This window comes from Reichenbachiella versicolor (assembly GCF_003171675.1).
GTDB lineage: Bacteria > Bacteroidota > Bacteroidia > Cytophagales > Cyclobacteriaceae > Reichenbachiella > Reichenbachiella versicolor.
This window is the reverse complement of sequence record NZ_QFZQ01000002.1, coordinates 22,629-46,492: the sequence shown is the minus strand read 5'-3', so window position 1 is coordinate 46,492 and position 23,864 is coordinate 22,629. Positions and strand designations below refer to the sequence as shown.

21 protein-coding genes are annotated in these 23,864 nt (G+C 36.0%); 10 read left to right on the top strand and 11 right to left on the bottom strand.

The genetic code is table 11. The annotated features are described in order from the left end of the window. Entirely contained in the window at nucleotides 1–1,923 is a 1,923-nt protein-coding gene (locus tag DKG80_RS05145) for a fumarate reductase/succinate dehydrogenase flavoprotein subunit (protein WP_109830252.1), read from the bottom strand. Between the two features lie 23 nt (nucleotides 1,924–1,946). Then, the gene (locus DKG80_RS05140) at nucleotides 1,947–2,639 is read right to left on the bottom strand and encodes a succinate dehydrogenase cytochrome b subunit (RefSeq protein WP_109830251.1); all 693 of its coding nucleotides are present in this window, start codon (nucleotides 2,637–2,639) and stop codon (nucleotides 1,947–1,949) included. A 279-nt stretch (nucleotides 2,640–2,918) separates the two neighbouring features. Between DKG80_RS05140 and DKG80_RS05135 the strand changes: the two genes are divergently transcribed. Genes DKG80_RS05135 through DKG80_RS05125 form a run of 3 tightly spaced genes read left to right on the top strand, consistent with a single transcriptional unit; the run spans nucleotide 2,919 to nucleotide 7,065 of the window. Next, the gene (locus DKG80_RS05135) at nucleotides 2,919–5,804 is read left to right on the top strand and encodes a gliding motility-associated C-terminal domain-containing protein (protein WP_109830250.1); all 2,886 of its coding nucleotides are present in this window, start codon (nucleotides 2,919–2,921) and stop codon (nucleotides 5,802–5,804) included. Continuing rightward, nucleotides 5,783–6,211 (top strand): thiol-disulfide oxidoreductase DCC family protein, encoded by a 429-nt coding sequence (locus tag DKG80_RS05130; RefSeq protein WP_109830249.1) that lies wholly within the window; start codon nucleotides 5,783–5,785, stop codon nucleotides 6,209–6,211. The genes DKG80_RS05135 and DKG80_RS05130 overlap by 22 nt, the downstream gene beginning before the upstream one ends. A 14-nt stretch (nucleotides 6,212–6,225) precedes the next feature. Beyond that, entirely contained in the window at nucleotides 6,226–7,065 is an 840-nt protein-coding gene (locus DKG80_RS05125; protein WP_109830248.1) for a DNA alkylation repair protein, read from the top strand. A 63-nt stretch (nucleotides 7,066–7,128) separates the two neighbouring features. Here DKG80_RS05125 and DKG80_RS05120 read toward each other — a convergent pair whose 3' ends face one another. Then, nucleotides 7,129–7,476, bottom strand: a complete 348-nt coding sequence (locus tag DKG80_RS05120) for a HopJ type III effector protein (protein WP_109830247.1) — start codon at nucleotides 7,474–7,476, stop codon at nucleotides 7,129–7,131. 220 nt (nucleotides 7,477–7,696) lie between these two features. On the opposite strand from DKG80_RS05120, the gene DKG80_RS05115 reads away from it, so the two are divergent. Beyond that, the gene (locus DKG80_RS05115; RefSeq protein ID WP_109830246.1) at nucleotides 7,697–7,963 is read left to right on the top strand and encodes a hypothetical protein; all 267 of its coding nucleotides are present in this window, start codon (nucleotides 7,697–7,699) and stop codon (nucleotides 7,961–7,963) included. A 205-nt stretch (nucleotides 7,964–8,168) separates the two neighbouring features. On the opposite strand, the gene DKG80_RS05110 is transcribed toward DKG80_RS05115, so the two are convergent. Next, nucleotides 8,169–9,416 carry a 4-hydroxy-3-methylbut-2-enyl diphosphate reductase gene (locus tag DKG80_RS05110; protein WP_109830245.1) on the bottom strand — a complete coding sequence of 416 codons (1,248 nt, stop codon included), beginning with the start codon at nucleotides 9,414–9,416 and terminating at the stop codon, nucleotides 8,169–8,171. A gap of 212 nt (nucleotides 9,417–9,628) precedes the next feature. On the opposite strand from DKG80_RS05110, the gene miaA reads away from it, so the two are divergent. Both miaA and nth read left to right on the top strand, forming a co-directional pair. Further along, nucleotides 9,629–10,528, top strand: coding sequence for a tRNA (adenosine(37)-N6)-dimethylallyltransferase MiaA (gene miaA, locus DKG80_RS05105; RefSeq protein ID WP_109830244.1), 900 nt, complete (start codon nucleotides 9,629–9,631; stop codon nucleotides 10,526–10,528). A gap of 9 nt (nucleotides 10,529–10,537) precedes the next feature. Next, entirely contained in the window at nucleotides 10,538–11,197 is a 660-nt protein-coding gene (gene nth / locus DKG80_RS05100) for an endonuclease III (protein WP_109830243.1), read from the top strand. A gap of 183 nt (nucleotides 11,198–11,380) precedes the next feature. Here the strand turns inward: nth and DKG80_RS05095 are convergent, their stop codons facing one another. The 4 genes from DKG80_RS05095 to DKG80_RS05080 all read right to left on the bottom strand — a co-directional run bounded on the left by DKG80_RS05095 (nucleotide 11,381) and on the right by DKG80_RS05080 (nucleotide 14,423). Next, nucleotides 11,381–11,992 carry a phosphoadenosine phosphosulfate reductase domain-containing protein gene (locus DKG80_RS05095; protein ID WP_109830242.1) on the bottom strand — a complete coding sequence of 204 codons (612 nt, stop codon included), beginning with the start codon at nucleotides 11,990–11,992 and terminating at the stop codon, nucleotides 11,381–11,383. Between the two features lie 122 nt (nucleotides 11,993–12,114). Then, nucleotides 12,115–12,564 carry an ExbD/TolR family protein gene (locus tag DKG80_RS05090; protein WP_109830241.1) on the bottom strand — a complete coding sequence of 150 codons (450 nt, stop codon included), beginning with the start codon at nucleotides 12,562–12,564 and terminating at the stop codon, nucleotides 12,115–12,117. A gap of 28 nt (nucleotides 12,565–12,592) precedes the next feature. After that, entirely contained in the window at nucleotides 12,593–13,147 is a 555-nt protein-coding gene (locus tag DKG80_RS05085; protein WP_109830240.1) for an ExbD/TolR family protein, read from the bottom strand. 223 nt (nucleotides 13,148–13,370) lie between these two features. Continuing rightward, a complete protein-coding gene (locus DKG80_RS05080; RefSeq protein WP_109830239.1) occupies nucleotides 13,371–14,423 on the bottom strand; it encodes a tyrosine-protein phosphatase in 1,053 nt (350 codons plus the stop codon). Nucleotides 14,424–14,521: 98 nt separating this feature from the next. Between DKG80_RS05080 and DKG80_RS05075 the strand changes: the two genes are divergently transcribed. Continuing rightward, nucleotides 14,522–15,595, top strand: coding sequence for a DUF2652 domain-containing protein (locus DKG80_RS05075; RefSeq protein WP_109830238.1), 1,074 nt, complete (start codon nucleotides 14,522–14,524; stop codon nucleotides 15,593–15,595). A 40-nt stretch (nucleotides 15,596–15,635) separates the two neighbouring features. Here DKG80_RS05075 and DKG80_RS05070 read toward each other — a convergent pair whose 3' ends face one another. Together DKG80_RS05070 and DKG80_RS05065 are read right to left on the bottom strand one after the other, a co-directional pair. Further along, nucleotides 15,636–19,181, bottom strand: coding sequence for a BamA/TamA family outer membrane protein (locus DKG80_RS05070; RefSeq protein WP_109830237.1), 3,546 nt, complete (start codon nucleotides 19,179–19,181; stop codon nucleotides 15,636–15,638). After that, nucleotides 19,178–20,101, bottom strand: a complete 924-nt coding sequence (locus DKG80_RS05065; protein ID WP_109830236.1) for an SdiA-regulated domain-containing protein — start codon at nucleotides 20,099–20,101, stop codon at nucleotides 19,178–19,180. Before DKG80_RS05065 ends, DKG80_RS05070 begins: the two co-directional genes overlap by 4 nt. Before the next feature lie 76 nt (nucleotides 20,102–20,177). On the opposite strand from DKG80_RS05065, the gene DKG80_RS05060 reads away from it, so the two are divergent. The 3 genes from DKG80_RS05060 to DKG80_RS05050 all read left to right on the top strand — a co-directional run bounded on the left by DKG80_RS05060 (nucleotide 20,178) and on the right by DKG80_RS05050 (nucleotide 21,806). Next, complete coding sequence (locus DKG80_RS05060; protein WP_109830235.1) at nucleotides 20,178–20,789, top strand: HD domain-containing protein; 612 nt, start codon at nucleotides 20,178–20,180, stop codon at nucleotides 20,787–20,789. Continuing rightward, nucleotides 20,773–21,396: a Pycsar system effector family protein gene (locus DKG80_RS05055; RefSeq protein WP_109830234.1), complete on the top strand. Its 624-nt coding sequence runs from the start codon at nucleotides 20,773–20,775 to the stop codon at nucleotides 21,394–21,396. Before DKG80_RS05060 ends, DKG80_RS05055 begins: the two co-directional genes overlap by 17 nt. A 128-nt stretch (nucleotides 21,397–21,524) precedes the next feature. Continuing rightward, entirely contained in the window at nucleotides 21,525–21,806 is a 282-nt protein-coding gene (locus tag DKG80_RS05050; RefSeq protein WP_109830233.1) for a hypothetical protein, read from the top strand. 85 nt (nucleotides 21,807–21,891) lie between these two features. On the opposite strand, the gene DKG80_RS05045 is transcribed toward DKG80_RS05050, so the two are convergent. Further along, a complete protein-coding gene (locus DKG80_RS05045; RefSeq protein ID WP_109830232.1) occupies nucleotides 21,892–23,862 on the bottom strand; it encodes a YfiR/HmsC family protein in 1,971 nt (656 codons plus the stop codon). Nucleotides 23,863–23,864: the final 2 nt, after the last annotated feature.

The following is a 23,864-nucleotide window of genomic DNA, read 5'->3' as shown; positions in this document are numbered from 1 at the left end:
TTATTTATAACTACGTTGAGTTAGTTTAACGTTTTCAAATTTCAATTCTTCTTTGTGAAGTTTAGATTCAAGCTCTTCACCCATAAATTCCCAAGCTGCAACATAAGAGTATTCATCATCGATTCTCAAAGCTTCTCCTTCAGGAGTTTGAGACTCTTCTCTGAAGTGACCACCGCAGGACTCTTTTCTATTTTGGGCATCGTCAATCATCAATTCACCTAGTTCTAGAAAATCAGCAACACGTCCAGCTTTTTCAAGTGACATATTTACATTGTCATTATCACCTAAAACTTTGACGTTCTTCCAAAAATCTTCTCTAAGTTCTTTGATTAAACCTTTAGCTTTTGTCAATCCCTCTTCGTTACGAGCCATTCCACAATACTCCCACATGATGTTACCTAACTCTTTATGGTATTCATCTACTGTTTTAGTACCATTGATGCTCAATAGCTTCTCTATTCTTTCTTTAACAGCTTGTTCTGCTTTCTTAAACTCCTCATGGTCAGTAGGGATTTTATCATAAGGCATATTAGCCAAGTAATCACCAACTGTATATGGGGCAACGAAATAACCATCTGCCAAACCTTGCATAAGTGCGGAAGCTCCCAGTCTATTAGCACCGTGGTCAGAGAAGTTAGATTCTCCAAGAGCGTAACAACCAGGAATAGTCGTCATCAGGTTATAGTCAACCCATAAACCGCCCATTGTATAATGAACAGCAGGGTAGATCATCATAGGCATTTCATATGGATTATCACCTGTTATCTGCATATACATATCAAACAGGTTACCGTACTTAGCTTTAATAGTTTCGTAACCGTCTCTCTTGATTGCTTCTGAGAAATCAAGAAAAACAGCTAATCCAGTATTTCCAACACCTCTACCTTCATCACACATTTGTTTTGCATTTCTAGAAGCCACATCTCTAGGTACTAAATTCCCAAAGGCAGGGTATTTTCTTTCTAAGTAATAATCTCTGTCTTCTTCAGGGATTTTAGCAGCATCCACTGCTTTCAATCCAGGCTTTGCCTCTTTTGGTACCCAAATTCTACCATCGTTTCTCAAAGATTCAGACATCAGAGTCAATTTAGACTGATGATCACCTGATACAGGGATACATGTAGGGTGAATCTGCGTGTAACAAGGATTACCAAAGAATGCTCCTTTCTTATGTGCTCGCCAAGCAGCTGTTACATTTGACCCCATTGCATTCGTAGATAGGAAGAATACATTGCCATAGCCACCTGAAGCAAGCATAACAGCATGCGCGGAATGAGATTTGATTTCTCCAGTCTGAAGGTCTCTAGTAACGATACCTCTTGCTTGTCCATCTATAGTGACTAAATCGAGCATTTCCGTCCTCGTGATTAGCTCAACGTTTCCTTTTTTTACTTGCTTAGAAAGAGCAGAGTAGGCCCCTAATAAAAGCTGCTGTCCAGTTTGTCCTCTAGCATAGAATGTTCTGGATACTTGAGCACCACCAAATGACCTATTGTCAAGCAGTCCTCCGTATTCTCTGGCAAATGGTACACCCTGAGCAACACATTGGTCAATTATATTAACAGATACTTCTGCTAGCCTATGAATATTTGCTTCACGACCTCTATAGTCACCTCCTTTAATGGTATCATAGAATAATCTGAAAACTGAGTCTCCATCGTTTTGATAGTTTTTAGCGGCATTAATACCTCCTTGAGCTGCAATAGAGTGAGCTCGTCTAGGACTATCTTGAAAACAGAGAACTTTTACGTTATATCCTAACTCTCCAAGAGAAGCGGCAGCTGACGCTCCGGCCAAACCCGTACCAACTACGATAATGTCATATTTTCTTTTGTTCGCCGGGTTGACCAACTTCATGTTGAACTTATGCTTAGTCCATTTTTCAGCTAATGGTCCTTCCGGAATTTTTGAATCTAAAGCCATGTTATGATCTTATTTGAAGTTGATTAAAATGAAATACCTAAATACATCAAGATCGGAATGATCGCGAATCCGAAACATACAATGTATGAATACAAAGTACCTACAGTCTTAAATAAAGGAGTGTATTTCTTGTGGTTGAGTCCAAGGCTTTGAAAAGCACTTTGAAATCCATGTGATAAATGGAATCCTAAAGCTATCATTGATATCACGTAAAATCCACTGATCAAGATGTTTTCATAAGCTGTTTTGACTACAGTGTACAAATCATGCATTTCTACTCCATCAATGATCACAAAACCAATTTCTCCAATACCAAGTTTTGCTTTTGCCCAGAAACCCATAAGGTGAACAACAATGAAAACAAGTATAATGACTCCAAGCAAAGGCATGTTTTTAGAGGCCCACGTGCTCTCTGAGTCCTTAGTACTTACATGATAACCCACTTTTCTAGCGGCTTTGTTTTTTATTGTAAGGACGATACCGATTACGGCATGAAGAAGTATAAAAAAGAAGTTTCCATAAGAAACTACCTTGATAAACGGATTGTGCGCCATTTTATAGGCGTACGCATTAAAAGATTGTCCTCCGTCATCTACTAATAGCTGTAAGTTTCCAGCTAAGTGAACGACCAAAAACAATATCAAAAACAAGCCAGTTAAGGCCATGAGTACCTTTTTACCGATACTACTGGATAAAGTTTGTGTAATCCAACTCATAGTCTGTTGTTGAAATATTGTTGTTCTATATTAAAATCGCTCAAAGATATATTTGGAAGGGGTTCCGACCAATGAAGCTTAGTATTTAGATGTATTATAAATTAACAAAAGTATGCTTGCAGTCATTTGTTATTACGTAGGAATGAACTAAAGAAAAATACTTAGTGTTTTAAGTAGTTTTACGTAATGTTCTTTTACTTGTCAATGTCTATTTAATAGAGTATTTAAAATCATAGCATTAAAAATGGACTTACAACTTAGAAATTCGATATTCGCATCATGAGAAAACTGATCTTATTCATAATTCTACCTTGTTTAATAATAGCTCAAAGAGTTAGTGCGACACATATAAGGGCAGGAGAGATCATAGCAGAAAGAATATCAACATCTACTCTAGCATACAAATTTTCTATTGTTGGATACACAGATACAGGGTCAGACGTGCCATTTGCTGGAGATGGTCAAATGAATTTTGGGGATGGGACTACAAAATCGTCTAGCGAAGGTAATCTGGTTCAGCAGAACGTGTCGTTAGGAGACGAAGTAGCATATAATGTACTTGAATTTAATCATACCTTTCAAGGTCCTGGTGTTTATACAGTCAGATACTCCGAAGTAAACAGGAATGCTGGAATAGTCAATATGAGTAATTCCGTGAATACTCCATTTTATGTAGAAACGACTCTTGTAATAGATCCGACAATTGGTGTAAATAATTCACCCGTGTTTTTAATACCTCCAATAGATAGAGGGGGAGTTCAATGGACTTTCTTGCATAATCCGGGTGCATATGATAGAGATGGAGATAGTTTATCATATCGAATCACTTTTCCAAAACAGTTTTTCAATAGATCAGTTGATGGGTATAAGGATCCTATTGACCCTAGTTTCTATGATAATTTTAGTCAAGGAAATCAAGATGGAAATGCTCAACCAATTTTTGAAATAGATTCTCTGGACGGTACGCTTACATGGGATGCGCCTGGTTTTGCTGGTGAATATAACGTGGCATTTGTGGTAGATGAATGGCGTAAAATCGATGATAATTGGGTGATTATAGGGTCAATGACCCGAGATATGCAAATAATAATTGAGGATACCGATAATAATCCACCTGAATTAGAAATGCCAGAGGATACTTGTATTGTAGCAGGTACATTATTGGAAGCCAATATAATAGGAAAGGATGAAGATGATGATCCAGTAGAAATTGTGGCATTTGGGGCTCCATTTGAGTTATTGAATAATCCTGCTACACAGACACCACGGTCTACTGTTCCTCCAACGTTTTATCCTCAGCCTTCTACTTTAGAATTTAGTTGGGAGACTATTTGTGATCATGTGCGTGAAAGACCCTATGAGGTACAGGTTAGGGTTAGAGACAATCCAGACTTTGGACCAAAACTTAGTGATTTCGCTGTTTGGAATATTACTGTAGTAGCGCCCGCACCAACAGGTTTGATTTCTGACTTGGAAGGTCGAAAAGTTAATTTGAGCTGGGATGATTATGATTGTGGTCTTTCAGGAAGTAAGAGAGAAGACTTAGTCATGCAAATTTGGAGACGGGTAGATAGTTTTGATATAGATCCTGATGGGTGCGAAGTAGGAATGCCTGCTAATGCTGGATATAAATTGATTGATGAGGTAAACATCAATCAGACTACATACACAGATAATGGAGATGAAGACAAAGGGTTGCCTCCAGGAGCTTTATACTGCTACAGAATAGTAGTATCATTTCCATTGCCAGATGGAGGTGCGAGTTACGTTTCTGAAGAGACCTGTCAAGAAATAGATATTGTTTCTCCAGTTATACTTAATGTAGATATTAACAAAACGGATGAAACTGATGGTGAAGTCTACGTAAGATGGGAAGAACCAATAGATTTAGATGTAGTTACGTTTCCTAGACCTTTTACATTTGATGTTGTTAGAATTAATACATCTGATACGATCGCTAGAGGGATAACTGATAAAGAATATACAGATATAGGATTGGATACAAAAAGTAATTCGGTCTCTTATCAAATCAATGCCTATGATGCAACTGGAACAGCCGTAGATCCCTCAGAGACAGCTTCTTCTATATGGCTGACAGCAACCTCTACCGATACTACATCAATAACTTTGAGATGGGAGGGTGACACCCCTTGGTCAATAGTTTCTCAGGATTTTCCTATACATGAAGTATGGAGAGCTGTTGATGATGGCTTTGGTGATTTAGAGTTTAAAAAAATCGCTGAGGTAAATGTACCCAATGAAGGAGTGACATATAAAGACGATGGAAGTCATGATGGTATTGCACTTAGTAAAGAGGAGACTTATCATTATTATGTAGTTACTCAAGGAACATACGGGAATTCAGATTTACCTGAACCATTGATTAATAAATCTCAAATAGTTGAAGCTGAAGTTAATGATTTGGAGCCACCTTGTACACCTATTAGTTTTAACACTGATTTTGATCAAGTAGATTGTGAGGCACAGGTTCATAGTCTACCTTGTAATGCTAATGGCGTGATTGATTATTCTGTAGTCTTGAATTGGGAGGAAAATACGGATGAGGCTTGTGATAATGATGTGGAAAGCTACAATATCTATTTTGATTACGATAAACCGAAGGAGGGAGATGACTTACCTTTCTTAGTTAATACTAGATTTACAGAATTTCAGCACTCTGGAAAGGATTCTTTTAAGGGGTATTACCAAGTTGCAACTGTTGATAGATCAGGAAATGTAGGTGAAAGATCAGAAATGTTAGTTATTGATAATTGTCCTCAAATATTTTTTCCCAACGCTTTTTCACCCAATGGAGATAACATAAATGACTTTTTTATGCCTATGTCTGACTTGGTGCCATCATCGTCGGGAGGGGGAGAATTAATTGAGTCTGGATTTGATGGAAGAGAGTTTTGTCCTAGGTTCGTAAAGAGTATAGAGTTTAAGGTTTTTGATAGAACAGGAGGAGTTCTATTTGAATATGATTCTCGTGAAGTGAATTTTGGTGAGGTAAACAATATCAATATCTATTGGGATGGGAAGACAGATCAGGGTAGAGAACTAGATGCTGGTACTTATTTTTACGGTGCTACTATAGAATTCGATACGTCTGATGATGAAGATAGAGTGCAAACTAGAAAGGGATGGATCAACTTGGTCAAGTAGATATCTCGAATTACAATAACTTAGTGTTATATGATGGTGTATGTGCGTTTTGCAATGATTCTATAGATTTTATACTACGCTATGAAGCTTCCACGGATCTGATTTTTACACCTTTGCAGTCAGAAGTGGGAAAATCGATTCTTTTGAAATATGGCTTTCCAGAAGGATATTTAGAAAGTATTCTTTTTTTACAAAATGGTAAATTATTAGCTAATTCTAATGCAGGTTTGGCTATTGTTGGTTTTTTAAAAAAACCTCTTTCTTGGCTTACTCTTTTAAAGGTATTGCCCGAATTTTTAAGAGATGGGGTATATCGATTTATTGCTCGAAATAGGTACAAGTGGTTTGGAAAGTTTGATTCATGCCGCGTGCCAAGCTCAGAATTAAAAAGAAGATTTATTCTATAAACTGACATACGAAATTGGAAATTAAGTTACCAGAAGCGGCTAGCTCTATTCAAAAAGGAGTGCCTCTAAAAGAGTTTTTTAATAGAGATACGATCTATCAAATAGCAACGAATTTATATTTAGCACACCCATCTTTTGATAAAGATAGATTCTTAGCAGAAGCATTAAATGGAATTGAAAAATATGAGCTCAAACCTAGGGCACAAAAGATAGCGGAAGCTCTCAGACGTTTTTTGCCAGAAGTTTATAGCGAAGCTATTCCAGTAATTATTAATTCGCTGACACCACCTCTAGATAGTACCATGGACAATGGATTGGCTCCGATGATTTACATGCCTCATTGCGAATATATTGCTAAGTACGGTCTTGACCCATGCTATAATCAAGGTGTGGATCCATTTGACTTGTCTATGAGTATACAGTATGAAATTACTAAACGATATACCTGTGAGTTTTCGGTTAGATCATTTATTAATGCAGATCAGGATAGGACCTTTGAATACTTTTATGAATGGATGAACGATGAGAATCCTCATGTCAGACGGTTATGCTCTGAAGGAGCAAGACCAAGACTTCCTTGGGCGAGTAAGTTGAGAAATTTAGCTGAAGACCCAATCCCTTCGATCAAAATTCTGGAACATTTAAAGAATGATCCTGTACTATATGTAAGAAGAAGTGTAGCCAATCATGTAGGAGATATAGCTAAGGATAATCTAGAGTTAGCATTGGACCTTTGCGAAGAGTGGTTAAATGGTGCTTCAAAAGAATTAAGGTGGGTTATTCGTCATGCTTTAAGATACCCTTTTAAAAAAGGTGTAGAAAGAGCGGTTCAGATACGAATGGCCGCTAAATAGTCTTAATGCTTTTATTAAGTATTTGAAAAGTAATTTGGGTGTAATAGAGTTCTATTTCGTTTATTAATGAATGCTTTTTAGGGCTTCTTTTTCGAACTTTACTCCTTTCCACCCATACTTTATGAAATTTCTAATGTTTTGATGGTTATCGCCTTGTGCATCTTTGAGGACATCGTGTCTATAATATTCGCCAAAACAATGTAATGTTTGTTCTTTCGTTAATCGATTTAACTTAGCAAAAGCAAATAATTTACATGAACCAGAATTTTCACCCGCTTCGTTCTTAATATTTCCATTTTCGAAGAAAGTAGGACTGAAGCTATAGTTGGTGTCCACTGTACTCATCGTGTCATCAAAAGTAACTTGTTCTGGGCTTTTTTCTAATTTAGAAATGAAATCACTTAAATTCATAATAAATAGTAAATGCTTAAAAATTTAGTGCGCGAATATAATTGATAGATTGGATCAAAACATTTCACTGTAAAAAGATGAGAGAATTAGTTTTTTGAATTACGATCAATTGTTAATAGCCAATTGATGTCTGAACTAAATTTGAAATGCATAAATGTATTAGTTTGTCTTTTCACAGACCGTTGATTACTAAATTGCTTGATTAATTAAATAGAGTGCAATGTTTGATGGTTCGGATTACCCGAAATCACTAGAGGAAGAGACCTTTGATCAGTGGTTGGAAAATGGAAGGAATAGTAAGATAGGTTATGAGTATATGCTTGTTATCTGGGATGAATTTGAATCAGAATACTCTCCAATATATGTCGAAAACCGATCATCTATTAACAAATATGATATTTACGGAGAGTCCGTTGCTAACGAACTTTTGGTCGCAGCTTATGATTTGTATTCTGAAGCTCGTATTCAACTTTTTTCGGATTCTTGATCAGTAATTTGACTCTTTTTTAAGTCGAATTTGATTATCTTGGTTTAAACCAACAAAAATCTAGCATGCGCAAACAAACCAAGTTTAAAACAGGATCTTTTGAAAGTGATAGATTCGTTCTTTCGCTCATATCGACACTAGTTCTGATTCTTTTGATCAGGCTACTGATGTTTGTTTTTTAAGTGAATTGATGACAGGGTTAATTTTATTCTGTCATCAATTCATCTTTTAAGTTTTTTAATACAATATCGATATCTTTTGTATTATCAAAGAATGATAAGATTCGTTGAATGACTTGCTCTACAATAGCATCAGGACATGATGCGCCGCTCGATATTAGCACATTTACTTTTTCTTTTTGAGGAATGAACTGGCTAGAGATTTCTTCCTTGGTAAGTCTGTTGAAATGTAGAATTTCGTTCTTAGCTATTATTTTGTCTGCTCCATTAATAAAATATGTCGGTAATTTTTCTTCGCACAGTTCTACTAAGTGTGTGGTATTGGCACTTTTGTACCCTCCAACTACAACTGCGAAGTCTGCCTTTATCTCAAGTAACTCTCTTAGCGATGCTTGATTATCTGATGTCGCATAACACAACGTATCTCGGGTATCTGCGAAGTATTGCTTAGTTTCTAGTTCTACATACTTCGAGGCTAAAACATCTTTAATGAATTCCGCAATAGCCCGAGTTTCAGTAGATAGCATAGTTGTTTGATTAACGACACCAACTTTAGCCAAATGCTGACTAGCCTTAAAACCGGGTGTTCGATTCTTCATAGCTCCAAAGTGCTTTTCAAATAGTTCATCAGGATCTTCGCTATTAATTACTTCAGCTAGAAGTTTAGTTTCTTCCATATTTTGGATGACAAGGGCATGTCCATGCTCAGCAGCATGTGAGAAAGTAGCACGAGTTTCTTCATGATCTATTTTACCATGTATCACGACTGTATACTTCTTTTCACCAAGACTTTTGGAACGTTTCCATACTCGCTCTACAAAAGGGCATGTAGTATCGTATTTTTCAATAGCAATTCCTTTGGTTTTTAGAAGTTCTTCGATTTCTCTAGTAGCCCCAAATGCGGGAATGATCACGATGTCTTCACTCTTAATTTTTTCCCAAGAAATGTAAGGGTTGCCTTTGGTGTCTTGAATGAATTGAATCCCGAGATCTTGAAGATCTTGGTTTACCGTAGGGTTATGAATCATTTCACTAAGAAGGTAGATTTTCTTATTGGGGTTTTCTGCGATGATTCGATAAGCTGTTTCGATAGCGTTTTCTACCCCGAAGCAAAATCCAAAATGTCTAGCGGTATAAAACCTTACTGGACCAAAATCTAGTTCTGTAGGGGTGAAATCTTTACGGTGTTCTTTCCCACTAGCCAGTTTTCTGATTTGTTTGACTTCAGATATGATGGAGGATTCGTATTTATTAGGAATATCAAACTTTCTCATGAACAAGGGTGAAAATGGATTAGCAAAACTAGCAGTACTAATGAAAGAGGAAAGGAGTTAGGCATACTTTTCGTGACATTTTAATGTTAAGAACCGTCTAATAGCTTCATTGTCTTCATATCCTCATATTGTGATCGCTCAATTAGAAATAAATACATAACACACAGCATTCATAGTAGTGGAGCTTTGAATATTGAAATAACTTTACAGTTATGATAACAATACTTGGCCCTACAGCTTCGGGTAAAACAGGACTAGCTACGGCTATAGCTGCGAGATTTGATGGTGAAATAATAAGCGCTGATTCTCGACAAGTTTATAGAAATATGAATTTGGGGACTGGCAAGGACCTTGATGAGTATGTAGTGGAAGGTAAGTCGATTCCATATCATATTATTGATATTCATGATCCAGGATATGAATATAATGTATTTGAATTTCAGAGCGATTTTTATGAGGCTTACAATAAAGTGAAGTTAAAAAACAACCTACCTATATTATGTGGTGGAACAGGTATGTATATAGACTCTGTACTAAAAGGGTATAAGCTAGTCAAAGTTCCAGATAATGTTGAATTGAGAAATGAGCTAAAGAAATTTGAACATGAAGAGCTTATTGAAAGACTATCAAGAAAGAAACAGCTTCACAATTCTACAGATACTTCTACCATTGATCGAACAATTAGGGCTATTGAAATAGCTACTTATATTGAGACTCATAATATTGAAATGAAGCTTCCAAAGGTTGAGACTAAAGTATATGGTTTGGTTTGGGAGAGAGGAGAGTTAAAGAAGCGAATTACACAACGACTCAAAGAGAGGTTAAATATCGGTATGGTAGCGGAAGTTGAGCAATTGATTTCAAATGGAACCTCTGCTGAATCTTTAAAGTTTTATGGATTAGAGTATAAGTTTTTAGTACAGTATATAGAAGGTGAAATAAGTTATAATGATATGTATCAAAAGCTTAATTCAGCGATACATCAGTTTGCCAAACGCCAAATGACTTGGTTTCGAAGGATGGAAAAACAGGGGATTAAAATTAACTGGATTGATGGAAAGCTATCGTTAAAAGAGAAAATTAAACGTATAACCGATACCTATTTTAATTAATCTTGTGAAATGAATAAAGCTGAAAAAGTACAATTCGTTGTAGATAAACTTGAAGAACTGTATCCTACGGTACCTGTTCCATTGGATCATTATAGTCCATATACACTTTTAGTTGCTGTACTACTTTCCGCACAGTGTACTGATGAAAGGGTGAATAAGATCACTCCTACACTTTTTGAAGTGGCAGATAATGCTTTTGATATGGCTTTAGTGCCGGTGGAGAGAATAAAAGAAATAATACGTCCCTGTGGATTGAGCCCCATGAAGTCTAAGGGTATTTCTGAACTATCTAAAATTTTAGTGGATAAATATAACGGTGAAGTACCAGCAGATATGGCTGCTTTGGAGGAGTTGCCAGCTGTAGGTCATAAAACCGCTTCAGTAGTGATGTCTCAAGCTTTCGGAGTACCTGCATTTCCTGTGGATACTCATATACATAGATTGATATATAGGTGGGGCTTGTCAAATGGTAAGAATGTGGTTCAAACAGAAAAGGATTGCAAGAGACTGTTTGGTGAAGAGCTTTGGAATAAGCTACATCTTCAGATAATTTTCTTTGGGAGAGAATATTGTCCTGCGAGAGGACACAATCCTAATGAATGTCCGATTTGCTCGGAAATTGGTCGAGCGCCGATGTTTAAGGATTTTGATCTCAAGCCAGGCAAATGATTTATTTGCAGGGAGATATAACACATTAAGTTTAAACCCCATATTTTCTAAGGGTAGGAAATTAGGGGGTAAATGTTTATAAATTAGCGACTGCACTTTGATTAGGCTAAAACTAGCCGCTAAAGAAGTAAGAAACAAAAAAGGCTCCAACAGGAGCCTAGTATATTATTCTTGCTATTCAATTTAAGAGTGTAATCCACATTCTCTATTAGAAAGGACTTTGGTAGGATCGAAATATCTGGTTTCATTACCTAGTTCGTGTTGTGCTACATAAGCTTCCATTTCTTCATCACTATAGTGATAGAATGGACTGACTTTAAGAACTCCATCTGCAGAATAAGATAGAATATCAATAGAGTCTCTAAATGCTGTTTGTCCTTTTCTGAGATTGGTAAACCAAACATCAGGTTTGTGCTCATCCATAGCTCTTTTGAACGGTTCTAATTTTACTTGTTCAGTAAATACCGCGTGTTTTGGATCTTCTACGTCCGGAATTCCCATTACAGCATCTCTATGCGCAGAAGTCTGTTTAGGGACGTATAATTTTACATTTAAGTCTAATTGCTCGATAGTAGCTTCTGCATGTCTGTAGGTGTACGAAGTATTGTATCCTGTATCACACCAAATCACAGGCATATTTTTTTGGACTCTAGTACAAGCGTGTAGAATTACTGCTTCAAATGGTCTAAAGTTTGTGGTAACTACAGGGGTTTTAGCTTGTTTTACGGCCCACTCAATAATTTCCTGAGGAGACTTACTTGCGAATTCTTCGTTTAAAGATGCAATATCAATCATTACTTATCTGTTTTTCGTAATAGAAATAAATGAAACGATTGTTCCAATTAATTCTACTCATTTTCAAGCCGCAAAGTTACGAAAAATATTAAGATCTATGAATTGGCATTTAGTGCTATCTGCTATATTTCGTCTAGTGTTCTAAACATAACTTTTCTTGCGTTGTTTTTTCGTAGTTCTGTTTGAATGTCTCCAATGATTCCCATATCCACGTTCTTGTCTGCTTTCAGCATGATTATCATTTGGTCATGGTACACTTCATCTAGTGTAGATCTTTGTTCTTGTATCCATTGAGATATGTTGCTTAGCTGAAGGATCTGTTTACCGTTCAATATTTTAGGAGTACTTCCTTGATTGAGATCTGTTGGGTATCCTATATGTAATTCTTTGACTAAGAATTTCTTATTGACTTGTGTCACTGCATGTGCTTGTGGTACGGATACATCTAATTGATTATCTTCTCTTTTGATAGTGGCTGATACCATGAAGAAGAATAGTAATAGGAATACTATATCTGGCATAGATGCGGTCGATATTTCTGCTACAGATTTTGATGTCTTGCGTAATTTCATATTTTCTAGTTAAAAGTGTTTTGGGGAATTATTTGATTTTGTCTGGTTCTGCGATAGATATATTCATGGGTAGATTTTGCCTTGCAAGTAGGTAAAGATGATCTTGATGTGGATCTTTCCGATTTAGTTTTCTAAATTCATCTGCGCTTAGGTTGACTTTCTCACCATACATTTCGTAATAAGCTTGTTTGATTTGATCTAGAGTTTCTACAAAGTGTTTATATTTTGTACCTCGGTTGGCTTTTACTGAAATTATTGCTTTTTGTGGTGTTTCAGAAAGGGATGATTGGTGTTGTGGGTTGAGGACAAATTCTTTTATTTCCTGTGTTACATTATTCAAATTTTCTCTGATCTTTCCTTCGATAAGAAATTGATTCTTTGAGTTTATTTGAATTGTATACAGGTTTCTTTCCTTGATCTTGGTGATGGTAGGAGGTGCTTCTGGAGGAAGCTGCATTATAAGACCTTTATCTTGTAGTAAGTTGGTAGCTACTAGGAAGAAGATTAACAGTAGAAAGGCTATGTCTGCCATTGACCCTGCTGAAACTTTCGGTTCTAGTTTGGGTTTCTTGAATTTTAGCATCGTTTTTATTTTATGTAATGTTCGATACTTGGAATAGTCACATATTAATCATTCTTTTTATCATGAATTAATAAAGGGTACAAAAGTCAGTGACTGATTCAAGATGTTTACACATGGTTTCCTCAAATTGTCCAGTCTTCGTGGTGTATTTAGAGGGTTTTGGTATTAACTAAGATCTTTGTCCTTTTTGAAGGATTTTTAATGGTCGTTTCTTGCTAGAGATTTAATATAGAAATCGTTTTTTTAATTCATTCTTTTCGTGTTCTCCAATGCCCATAGATTCTAAGTATTGATCTATTGATCCATATTCTTGATTAATATAATCATATGATGTTTGGAGATAACTGGTTCTTACTTCCATGATTGGCCTTAAGGATTCGTTTTCGATTCCGAATATATGGGCTCCCAGACGTGCGTTTTTTTCCATTTTTTCATATCTGAAGTAGTTAGACAGCAGATAGTCGTCTTCTATTGTTCGTTGGTCTACGTCAAGGCTATGAAGTAGTAGTGCAGTCATAAGTCCAGTTCTGTCTTTGCCTGCTGTGCAGTGGTATACTATTGCACTGTCTGGGTGTGTGTTGAGAATTTCTTTGAATATGTTTCCAAAGTCTTTTTTTCCATCTCTTGCAAATCGAAGCATGGATTCTTCCATTTTGCCGTTTCCATCAAACTCTTGAGGAGATTGTTGTTTTATTTCTTTTTTTGTTTTTTCTAGATCTTCATAAGTGATTCCTGAAATAGGGTTATGGATCCATTTTATTGATGAGTAGGAGAGGATTTTGTCTGGATGATCAGCTACCTCTCCATGGGTTCTGAGATCAATGACTTTGGCAATTTTCATTTTTTCCATCACCTCAATTTCGGATTTTTTGACTTTGTCAAATTTTCCTGATCGGTATAATTTCCCCCATTTTATTTGTCTGCCCTCTTGGGTTTTTATTCCGCCGAGGTCTCTAAAATTTAGAGTTTTTTTAAATGGAATTAGTCTGTTCGAAATGTATAAAGTGTCTTTGTTGTTTTTTGATACAAGTGCATAGATTGATCGGTCAAATGTGTTACGGGTAGATGGTTTGGTTACAGGCTGTTCCCAGTCGATCGATGTCGAGTTTATATCATTACCTTGGTAAATAGTGTAGTCTTTTGCTTTTATGAAGCTGAATCCTGTATCGGAGAGGATTGGTGATTCTAATGTGTAGGCACTTTGTGGGATTCGTTCATAATTTGTGCATCCAGAGAGGGCTGAAATGCTCATTACAAAGAGTATTATTCTGTTCATTTAATCCTATGTTTTTGGGCTTAGAGTACGTGGAATTTATTGCTTTGGTTTTAACAAATGGAGGTGATCTGCGTAAGATGGGTAACTGATTTAATATTATGAAAGATACTACACTTTTCTTTCCAGATATTTCTGGCTTTACTCGATTTGTAAAGGATAGCAGTCCTGAGCATAGTGCTCATATCACCCATGAACTGATCAATGTAATACTAGAAGCAAATCAATTTGACTTGAGAGTAGCTGAGATAGAGGGAGATGCTGTTTTCTTTTTTAAGGAAGGGATAATGTCTCTTGAAGATATTCGAGAACAGAGTAGACTTATGTTCTTAGCCTTTCATAATCATATTAAAAAATATGAATCGAGAAGAATATGTAACTGTGGGGCTTGTGTGGGGGCTATTGATCTGAAGTTGAAATTTATTGTGCATCAGGGACCTACCGTTATTCAAGAATTTGCTGGTGGTATTTCTAAGCCTCATGGTAAGGATGTGGTAGTGGCTCATAGGCTTCTTAAGAATAAGATTGGTCTTGATGAGTATATTTTGTTTTCAGATGATTTTTTGGGTGATGAGATGTTGACAAATGAGATGTGTTCGGGGGCTTTGAATGATGATCAATTAGGTCAATTGGGTTTTCAGTATGAGCTTATTTCTGATTGGCACGCTGATGTTAAAGATGAGTTTATTGATATGGTGGGGCCTAATGAAAGTGAAAGAGTTTTGGAGCGCTTTATTAAAATCAATGCAGATATTGATGTAGTATTTAAATTCATTTTGAATCTGAACTTAAGAGAGGCATGGAATAAAAGTGCTTACAAGATCGAGTTCAATAAAAATGAAATAAATCGAATAGGTACTGAACATAATTGTATAGTTGATGGCGAGTCGCTGAAGTTTGAGACTGTATCTAAGGAGTCTGATGGTTTTGATTATATATATGGTGAAAAACTGATTGAAGGTGCTCCTTTTGAGGATTTTGCTACTTATTTTATGCTAAAGAGGGGAGAGAATGGAGTTACTATTCTAAAGAGTGAAGTTTATCTAAAGCCTAAGAACTTCTTTCAAAGAATGATGCTAAGTTTTATAAAAGCTAAAATTATTAAAGGGATAAAGGATGCTTTAGATAATTTAAAGAAGATTTCCGAGCAAAAAAATATTTCCTCGGCTGCTTAGTTATTTGCCGAGGAACTTGATGCTTAAAAACGCTAGATTTTTAAAAATGATATCTCATTCTAAATATTGCTAGGTTTTCATCTTCTGCAAAGGAGTATGAGAAGTTGATGACTGCAAGTCTTATTGGACTTACCCAGAAACCAAACCCCGTTCCTCGATGCCATTTGTTTGAGTTTTCCCCGTCCAACCATACACGTCCAATGTCATTGAATGCTAAAATTCCTACTTCACCTGGAAGAATGATTGAGGTGAATGAGAATAGTTTAAGTCTTATGTCTATGTTGTGGTATAACGAGGCATCTCCAATAAATCTAGTTCGTCTATATCCTCTCAAATACTCTCTTCCTAGAACGGCAGCATTGAAGAATTCATAATTACCATAAACTTTGGCACCTCCAATTCTATTTCCTATAACTAGGTCATTGGGAATTTGAAAGTTGAAGTAGAACTCTGCTTCACCTTCTACTCTTGAGTTGTCTTCAGAGACATTTTCTAAGCCCCAATTGTAATCATATGACAAGTTGTAATAGACGCCAGTCGAAGGGAGTACTTTATGATCTCGCGTGTCAAATTCGTTTCTTACTCTTAGTCCTGCATAATAAAATGATTGGAATATTCTATCTGGATCTTGATCGCTTGCTCCATCGTTAATGAATTTGTTACCTTGATCTTGAACTTGGGTTCTTGAGAACCTTGGACCTATAAATACTTTATTATTGTCTAATAAGTTAAATCCGAAACTTACATCTGTTGAATACATTTCGTATCTGATCCTGTAGTAGTCAACTGCGTCTTCAAAGTTGCTTGGTATTGTGTTTTTATTGACATCATAGGTGGATTCGTTGCCTAATCCAAAGTAGTTGGCCACTCCGTATGGATTTACTACATCTAGTTTTACGTTTAAGTCAGTTTTATGAATCAAATCGGTCCAATAACCGTCATAATTGGCTTCGAATGCTCCTGTAGCTATTGCTATATTCCCTTTTACAAGATGTGAAACTTTGAATGGGTCTTTTCTGAATCCATGTCCTACGTATTTGAATCCACCTCCTAGGAAGATTCCATCATCGACATTCCAATTGGCGTCTAGAACAGGGAAGGTTTTATTCATTTTGTATGCTTTTCGGTCATATAAATTGATTTCAGGATCGTTGCTTAATTTGCTTTTTGTTTCATTGGATTTTGTCAAAGTAGTGTTTGATTTCATATCATACACTATAGTTCGCTTTTTCCAACCGTTAACTTTAGATGAATCGGATATTTGGTCTTTTCCTTCGCCCCCTATAATCCTGATTTTGGGTCCGTGCTTTGATGTTCCATTCATCACAAATTTGTCTTGTCCACCTAAACCGTAAAGTCTTATTTCTTTAGTTTCTTCATTAATAAATCTTCGTTGATAGATGATATTTTTAAGTTCACCATCTTTTTTCATTTTATAAACAGTTACTTGAGTAGTATCTATTGACCTATCTACTTCGAAAAATTCATGCTTGTCGGATCCTAGTACATCGACCTCTTTGGCGAGATATTCATAGTAAGAGCGTCCATATTTATCCATGTTTTGAAGTCTTACTTTTAATGTGTTTTCTATTTCTTTTCCAGATAGATTATACACGTCTTGCGGCCAGTTGCTTAGTCCTTTGCTGATTGTTTGATCAGTAAGGTTTGATTGCAGGTGATCGATTTGAGTTTGCCAATCATCCCATTCTAGTTCGTTTAGAAAGCTTCTGTCAAACCATCTTGCTTGCCAGTTGAAACCATCGGGCCATTTGATGTCTTCATGAAATCCTTGAAACATTGGAAAAGCCCATCTACTTGCCACTATTCTAGGTATTACTCCTTCGGCTTTGAAGAAAACTTGGTCGCGGTCTCTTGGTATGGGTTTGTATATGTGCCCTTTGCCTTTTTTATCAAACCTATTCCATCTCCATTGATCTTCGTGGCGATCCCAGTCTCCGAGCCACATATCGAACATTCTACTTCTGACAAGTTGTATGTCATCTATGCTGTTATCGTTGTCTTCTTGTAGTTTGTCTATAAGGTCAAAAGTACTGATGACTTTTTCGCCGTTGCCAAAGAATGGTTCTTCTGCTGCTTCTTTGTTTGGTCGCTCTTCATATAGGGTGAGAAGGCCTTTGAACTCTTGCCTGTATTGTCCAAATGCGGGATCATCAGGTATGCCTACGACTTTAGGATTGGTATGGAAAACTCCAGCTGCGTCTGCGTAATCTGGAACTACGAATGCTCCGTATGGGTGTGCCGCTGACATTTGATCTATGGCTATTTTGACAGCAAATGTTTTTCTCAAAACGAGAGGAACTGCTCTTTCTGGCCATTTTTTGATAGATCTTAGTACGTATTGTTTTCCATCTTTGGCTTCTAACCGAAGTGTTCTTGTCTGGCCTCCACCTCCTCGTTTGGTGATTTCTAGACCTCCATGTTCGCTGTATAGATCAAATAATGGTGCTGTGTATGGAAGAGCCCATTCACTTCTATAGACATTACCTAGCCAGAAGTTTTGGCTTCTTTTTCCCGAGCTAGCTAGTGTGGCATCTGCTGGGGTGGTAATAGTACTGTCTTTGTACTGAGGGCGTTCGGCTAATTCTTTTGAAACTGATTTGGCTTGTTTGTTAAACATTTTTGTTTCATAGATCTTTTGCCCAGAGTTTAATGAAGTCAAAAGAAGGTCTAAGTCTCCATTGTTTTTAATAGTGATTTTTCCAATTGCTCCTTCGCTACCGAAAAATTTGGTGTTTTTTTCTTTTGAAATTTTATTGGAAGATTTGGCTGAGGCCAATAAGTAGTGAGACTTGTCTTGAACGAGGTATTGAGAAGCTCCTTCGTGTGCACTAATGTAGGTAACAGATTCGCCTAAGGCTAACTGATCCATAATGCCTTTTCTGATAGCTTTATATCTGGGACTATTCATATGCTGTCTGTAGAGACCGAGCCCCTTTCCATATTCTCCATTGGATAACATAGGGTGATGTCCAGCTACTATAATATGTTTGTTTTTGTTTCGGAGTATGGCATCTCCCAACATTTCAATAGCTGTTACTGTAGAGTTGGCATTACAGCCTTCATTGATGCCACTTTTTTCCCACGGGTGTAATAAATACTGTGTGTCAATGATGATTAAAAGTGTCTTATCGTCTAATTGGATTTCTTCCGGTCCTGCGCAGCCATTAGATGGATAGAAAATCTGACGCTTTGGAAATTTAGAGGCTATATACTTTTGTTGTTCCTTAAGTCGCGATATGCCGTTTTTACTGCCGTTACTCCAGTCGGAATTACCTGCTAACATGTAAACTGACCCTTTGAATGTTTCAATAGCGTCCAATAAACTGTCTAGTGTAGCCTGACTTGAAATACGTTTTTTATGTTCGGATAGATGGAGTCCATCAGGTGTGACGTTGTTTCCTAATAGGACTAATGCATCATCTTTTCTGCCTTCGGATATGATAGTTTGAAAATGTTTCAGTTGTGATGTTTTCATGTCTCCAGCATCTCCTATGAAATAGACGTTTCTCTGAGCTGAGGAGACAAATGCGATTAAGGTCAGTGCTACTATTATTACTCTTCTCATTTTTGAAGCATTTCAAATCTTAATATGTATCCTTTTTCACCCTGTCCTTCACTACTAATCAGTAGATCACCTTCGGGTGTAAAAGTAATTCCTTCTGGTTGTAGAAGTTGCGAACTTCTGATAGGGTAGGTTGCTTTTATTTTACCATTAGGTTTAATTACTAGAATAAAACGGTCATTGGCTGATATTACATAATACGCCTTTTCTATAGGGTGAAAAGCTATACCAGAGGGTTTGAAATCAAGCTTTTGATCATCATCATATTTTATCTTCTTATGTTTTGATAAGAAAGACATGATTTTGTCAGAGTTTATCGGTATCTCCGTTTTTTCTATGATTTTCTGCCTTTTCAATGAATAACTATAAATGGCTTTGCCTTTTACGTCATTGTCTTCAATATCTCCAGTGGCTTTTGTGGCGAATAGAAGGCAATTACTTATAGGGTCATAACCAAGTCCTTCTATGTTGTTTTTACTCTTAAAGGCTGTATTAATTTTAATAGGTTCAGCTCTGTTTGTAGAGTCGAGTTTGAATTTGTAAAGATCTCCATTGCTTTTAGTAATATACACCGTATCGCGTACTAACTCAATTCCTTCAAAGTCTCCTGGTTTGGAAAAGGCTATTTTTCTAACTAACTCTTTTAGTGACATATCGTATAAATATGCCTTGCCACCTTCATCTTCGATCATAAAGATCTGATTGTCGGATAGATATGACAATCCTGATACTTCTTCTAATACATATGGGAGGAAATACTTTTGAGTAGGTTGTCGTAAATTGTAATAGATAGAACTATTCTCAATGTATTGATACAATTCTTCCTTTGATTTTCGTTTTTGTGGTTGTTGACAACTGGAATGTGAAACCAACAGGAACAAAATCAACATAATGTTAGTTATAGTGAGGTTTAGTTTGTTCATGAGTTCATTTACAATGAAAGTGCTAATTTAGGGTTTTGTTATGGTTCATGAATCTTTTGATCACGTTTAAGTAGGTATGGCAGTATTATTAGCAAAAGCAGAAAAATATGCCAGCAGCTTGCTCAGAAGCAAGCTGTCAAAGGATGTATTGTACCATACGTTGGAGCATACTTTGGATGTAGTGTCTAGTGCAAGTGAGATTGGAAGTAATTCAGGTTTGTCCAAAGGTGAGATGGAGATTGTTTTACTAGCATCTTGGTTTCATGATACGGGCTATACTCTTGGGCCAGAAGATCACGAAGCCAAAAGTGTTGAGATTTTCAATGAGTTTGCTCATGAAAATGGGATTGAGGAAGATTCGATCATTAAAGTGATTGGCTGTATAATGGCTACTAAGATGCCTCAAACTCCGAATAATCTACTGGAAGAGGTGGTGTGCGATGCTGATCTTTTACATCTTGGCAAGGAAGGGTATTTTGAAAAATCTGCTTTGCTTTGTAATGAGTTGAAATCACTATTCAAAAAGAAGCTTTCTGATCATGACTGGATGCAAATGAATAAATCATTCATCGAGCAACATAAGTTTTTTACTCCATATGCTCAGAAAGAATATCGACCTAAGAAATTAAATAATCTTCAATCTGTAATCCGAAAACTGAAATCATTACACAATGAGTGCGGAGCTTGAAATAGATAAACTAAAAGCTGAGGTAGAGAAGTTCAAGCAAAAGGCGAAAGAGGCCAAGAAACTCAAACCTGATAAAGGTATAGAAACCATGTTTCGTCTTACTTCCAAAAACCATGTGGAATTCAGCGCTATGGCTGATAATAAGGCCAATATATTGATTTCTATTAACTCGATTGTGCTGTCAATTTTAATATCCGTACTTTATAGAAAACTGGAAGAGTATCCACATATGGTTTGGCCGACAGTAATTTTAACGGTAGTTTGCTTGATTACTATTGTATTGGCTATTTTATCTACTCGACCCAATGTTTCTAAGGGGGTTTTTACTCCAGATGATATAAAAAATAAGAAAGCTAACCTTCTTTTTTTTGGAAACTTCCATGGAATGAGTTTACAGGACTATGAATCTGGTATGAAACAGATGCTGGGAGATGCTGATTACTTGTATTCTAGTATGATAAAGGATATCTACTTTTTGGGTAAGGTGCTTGGTAAAAAGTATAAATTCCTAAGGTTAGCCTTTACTGTATTCATGTTTGGTTTTGTGATTTCTGTGCTCGCCTACATAGGAGCAGAGTTGTTTTTAAAAGACTATTATACTTATTGATCCTTTATCGATATCAGCCTTTTAGCTACAGAAACTTACTGATTTAGTTAATTATTGAAATATCAAACTCTTAATTAGAACTCTTTGAGTTAAAAAGTAGTTTTAAAATGTAGATAAGAGATTTGATGATGTTTGAATCAATAAGAGGGTTAGCGATATTGTTTTTATCTGGTCAGTTGTTTGCTTTGGCTTTGTTGACATTTGCCAATCAATTTGATGGAGGAACATTTGACAGGGCTGGTGTCAAAAAACAAAAGGTTATTCCTGGATTACTGAAAGCTGCAAGACTGTTTGGTCAATCAAAAAATGCGGTCTTTCAAGTAATCTACCTTCTAAGTATTGTTTTTATAGTGCTTTCCTATGTTGGGCTTGTGTACATCCCTATAGTGTTAATCATATATTCCTTTTGAAAAAGTGTACAGTACTATTCAAGTATGAATATCATCATTAATTGAAATTTCTTGATTGTCTTTTACGGTATATAATTACCAATAATTAGATGTTTTGCTGTTGATTAACTACAGTTTTCTTTTTAGAGCTTTTTATCGGAACTACAAATGGTAATTCTATTACAAACTCAGTCCCTTGTCCTTCGTCGGATTTTACCTGTATAGTTCCTTGGAGATGATCAACTGCATCTTTTACGATATACAGTCCAAGTCCAGTACCAGTAGACCTACTTGAAGCACGGAAGAATTTTTCAAATATTTTATCAAGTTGATTATTCGAAATACCAATACCATTATCTATAATGCTAATAATATGAGATTCACTAGACCGAGCATATGTGATTTTTAACCATTTATTTTCTTTTTGTGGATCATGATATTTTATAGCATTACTGATGAGATTACTTAGAATGATCTTCAATCTCATTGAATCGGAGATAATGAAAATATCTTCAGTTATTTTGATTTGAATATCGATTTTTGTCGTTTGATCATAGAACTTCATATCTTCTATGATTTCACTTGTGATTAGATGTAGGTTACATTCCACATTTTGTATCTCTTGTCTTGAGTTTCTACTAAAAGTGACGAACGATTTGATAGTGTCTTCGAGTTTAAGAACACTGGTTTCTATTAATTGGTAATATTCTTGGTGATTATTAGATTGATCTATCTTAGCGATATTGATCAATCCTAGAACGGATTTAAGTGGGGCACTCAGTTCATGAGAGGTACTATATATGAACCGGTCTAATTCTGAGACGGTTTTATTAAGATGGTTTATCGTGTCGGTGAGTTCTAAAGTTTTAAGCTCTATTCTCTCTTCAAGATTGTGATTTAGGTCATTTATGAGATTGTTTTTTTCCTCAATCATTGCACGTTTCTCTTGAAGTTCTAGGTTGTTTTGAGATAGTACATGATTATGTTTTGATATGGCTTCTTTTTGTTTTGCAAGTTGTAAGTTTTGTCGACGAACCTTTCGTCTACTAATTAAAAGAAGTATTAGTAAGCAGCCTATTATAAATGAGACGACACTTAGAATCACTATTAAGTTATTTGATTCTGAAATTTTAACTTCTTTACCTTGAATGACTTTGTTTTTGTCGTTCAACTCACTGTCCATGGCCTGAAGTTGACGTTTCAGCATGGAAAGTGTCTCGTCACTTTTTTCTATTTCGTTATTTTGATTTTCAATTCTATCATGGGCTTTCATCAGCCCTTGATAGATGTTTTGATACAAAGTTATGCGCTTACCAAAAGATTCTTCTTGTTGAGCAATAGCTTGGTTCAAAGAATCAATGTCTTGGTGCAAGCTGTCTTTTTCAGACACCAATCCTTTAATCTCTTTTTTTTGATCTGCTAAGAGTTGTTCTTTTTCTCCCAATTTCTTTTGCGCTTCAGAGGTTTGGTTTTTAATGTTTTTCAGTTGCTTTTCCTTTTGAGTAATCTCGCGGTTATATTTAGCTTGATTCTCTTGATAAAGAGCATAATTATCTAACTGTGATCCTCCCATTAGTAATACTTCATCATTGATTCTAATGCTCCTTTCATATAAATTGGCTCTATTCATTTCAAAGCGAAAACTACCGTCCGAGGCTTGATATAAGTTTAGTATCACTTTAAGCTTATCTTTATATTCTTCACTGACTAAAAGTATATTAGTGTTTTTAGTCATCTTAAATATCTTATTACAATAAGCCTTCATGTCCTTGGCAATAAATGCGAGAGAGATGCCGTTCTTGTCAAATTGAGAGCTAGAGGAAGTAGTTACTTTTATAGATTTTCCATCGATTGTTTTGGCTTCAGAGAGTTTTTTAAACTCTGAGATAAGTTGTGATTCACGGGTGATTAATATGATATTGTAGGTACTGCTCTTTCTCTTGATAGGAGAGTCAGACAACTTAGCGAAGTTGTAAATATAGGCTCCTAGTAGTTCAGTTCGGTTTGCTTGCTTTTCGGCTTTTGATTGAACTATTAATAGCAGTGATAGAACTAATATAAATACTGAAAGTTTCATAG

Bases quoted from the DNA above. Each gene is read 5' to 3' on its own strand.
- DKG80_RS05145 (WP_109830252.1), bottom strand. From the start codon at position 1,923: ATGGCTTTAGATTCAAAAATTCCGGAAGGACCATTAGCTGAAAAATGG.
- DKG80_RS05140 (WP_109830251.1), bottom strand. From the start codon at position 2,639: ATGAGTTGGATTACACAAACTTTATCCAGTAGTATCGGTAAAAAGGTA.
- DKG80_RS05135 (WP_109830250.1), top strand. From the start codon at position 2,919: ATGAGAAAACTGATCTTATTCATAATTCTACCTTGTTTAATAATAGCT.
- DKG80_RS05130 (WP_109830249.1), top strand. From the start codon at position 5,783: ATGGATCAACTTGGTCAAGTAGATATCTCGAATTACAATAACTTAGTG.
- DKG80_RS05120 (WP_109830247.1), bottom strand. From the start codon at position 7,476: ATGAATTTAAGTGATTTCATTTCTAAATTAGAAAAAAGCCCAGAACAA.
- DKG80_RS05115 (WP_109830246.1), top strand. From the start codon at position 7,697: ATGTTTGATGGTTCGGATTACCCGAAATCACTAGAGGAAGAGACCTTT.
- DKG80_RS05110 (WP_109830245.1), bottom strand. From the start codon at position 9,416: ATGAGAAAGTTTGATATTCCTAATAAATACGAATCCTCCATCATATCT.
- miaA (WP_109830244.1), top strand. From the start codon at position 9,629: ATGATAACAATACTTGGCCCTACAGCTTCGGGTAAAACAGGACTAGCT.
- nth (WP_109830243.1), top strand. From the start codon at position 10,538: ATGAATAAAGCTGAAAAAGTACAATTCGTTGTAGATAAACTTGAAGAA.
- DKG80_RS05095 (WP_109830242.1), bottom strand. From the start codon at position 11,992: ATGATTGATATTGCATCTTTAAACGAAGAATTCGCAAGTAAGTCTCCT.
- DKG80_RS05090 (WP_109830241.1), bottom strand. From the start codon at position 12,564: ATGAAATTACGCAAGACATCAAAATCTGTAGCAGAAATATCGACCGCA.
- DKG80_RS05085 (WP_109830240.1), bottom strand. From the start codon at position 13,147: ATGCTAAAATTCAAGAAACCCAAACTAGAACCGAAAGTTTCAGCAGGG.
- DKG80_RS05080 (WP_109830239.1), bottom strand. From the start codon at position 14,423: ATGAACAGAATAATACTCTTTGTAATGAGCATTTCAGCCCTCTCTGGA.
- DKG80_RS05075 (WP_109830238.1), top strand. From the start codon at position 14,522: ATGAAAGATACTACACTTTTCTTTCCAGATATTTCTGGCTTTACTCGA.
- DKG80_RS05070 (WP_109830237.1), bottom strand. From the start codon at position 19,181: ATGAGAAGAGTAATAATAGTAGCACTGACCTTAATCGCATTTGTCTCC.
- DKG80_RS05065 (WP_109830236.1), bottom strand. From the start codon at position 20,101: ATGAACAAACTAAACCTCACTATAACTAACATTATGTTGATTTTGTTC.
- DKG80_RS05060 (WP_109830235.1), top strand. From the start codon at position 20,178: ATGGCAGTATTATTAGCAAAAGCAGAAAAATATGCCAGCAGCTTGCTC.
- DKG80_RS05055 (WP_109830234.1), top strand. From the start codon at position 20,773: ATGAGTGCGGAGCTTGAAATAGATAAACTAAAAGCTGAGGTAGAGAAG.
- DKG80_RS05050 (WP_109830233.1), top strand. From the start codon at position 21,525: ATGTTTGAATCAATAAGAGGGTTAGCGATATTGTTTTTATCTGGTCAG.
- DKG80_RS05045 (WP_109830232.1), bottom strand. From the start codon at position 23,862: ATGAAACTTTCAGTATTTATATTAGTTCTATCACTGCTATTAATAGTT.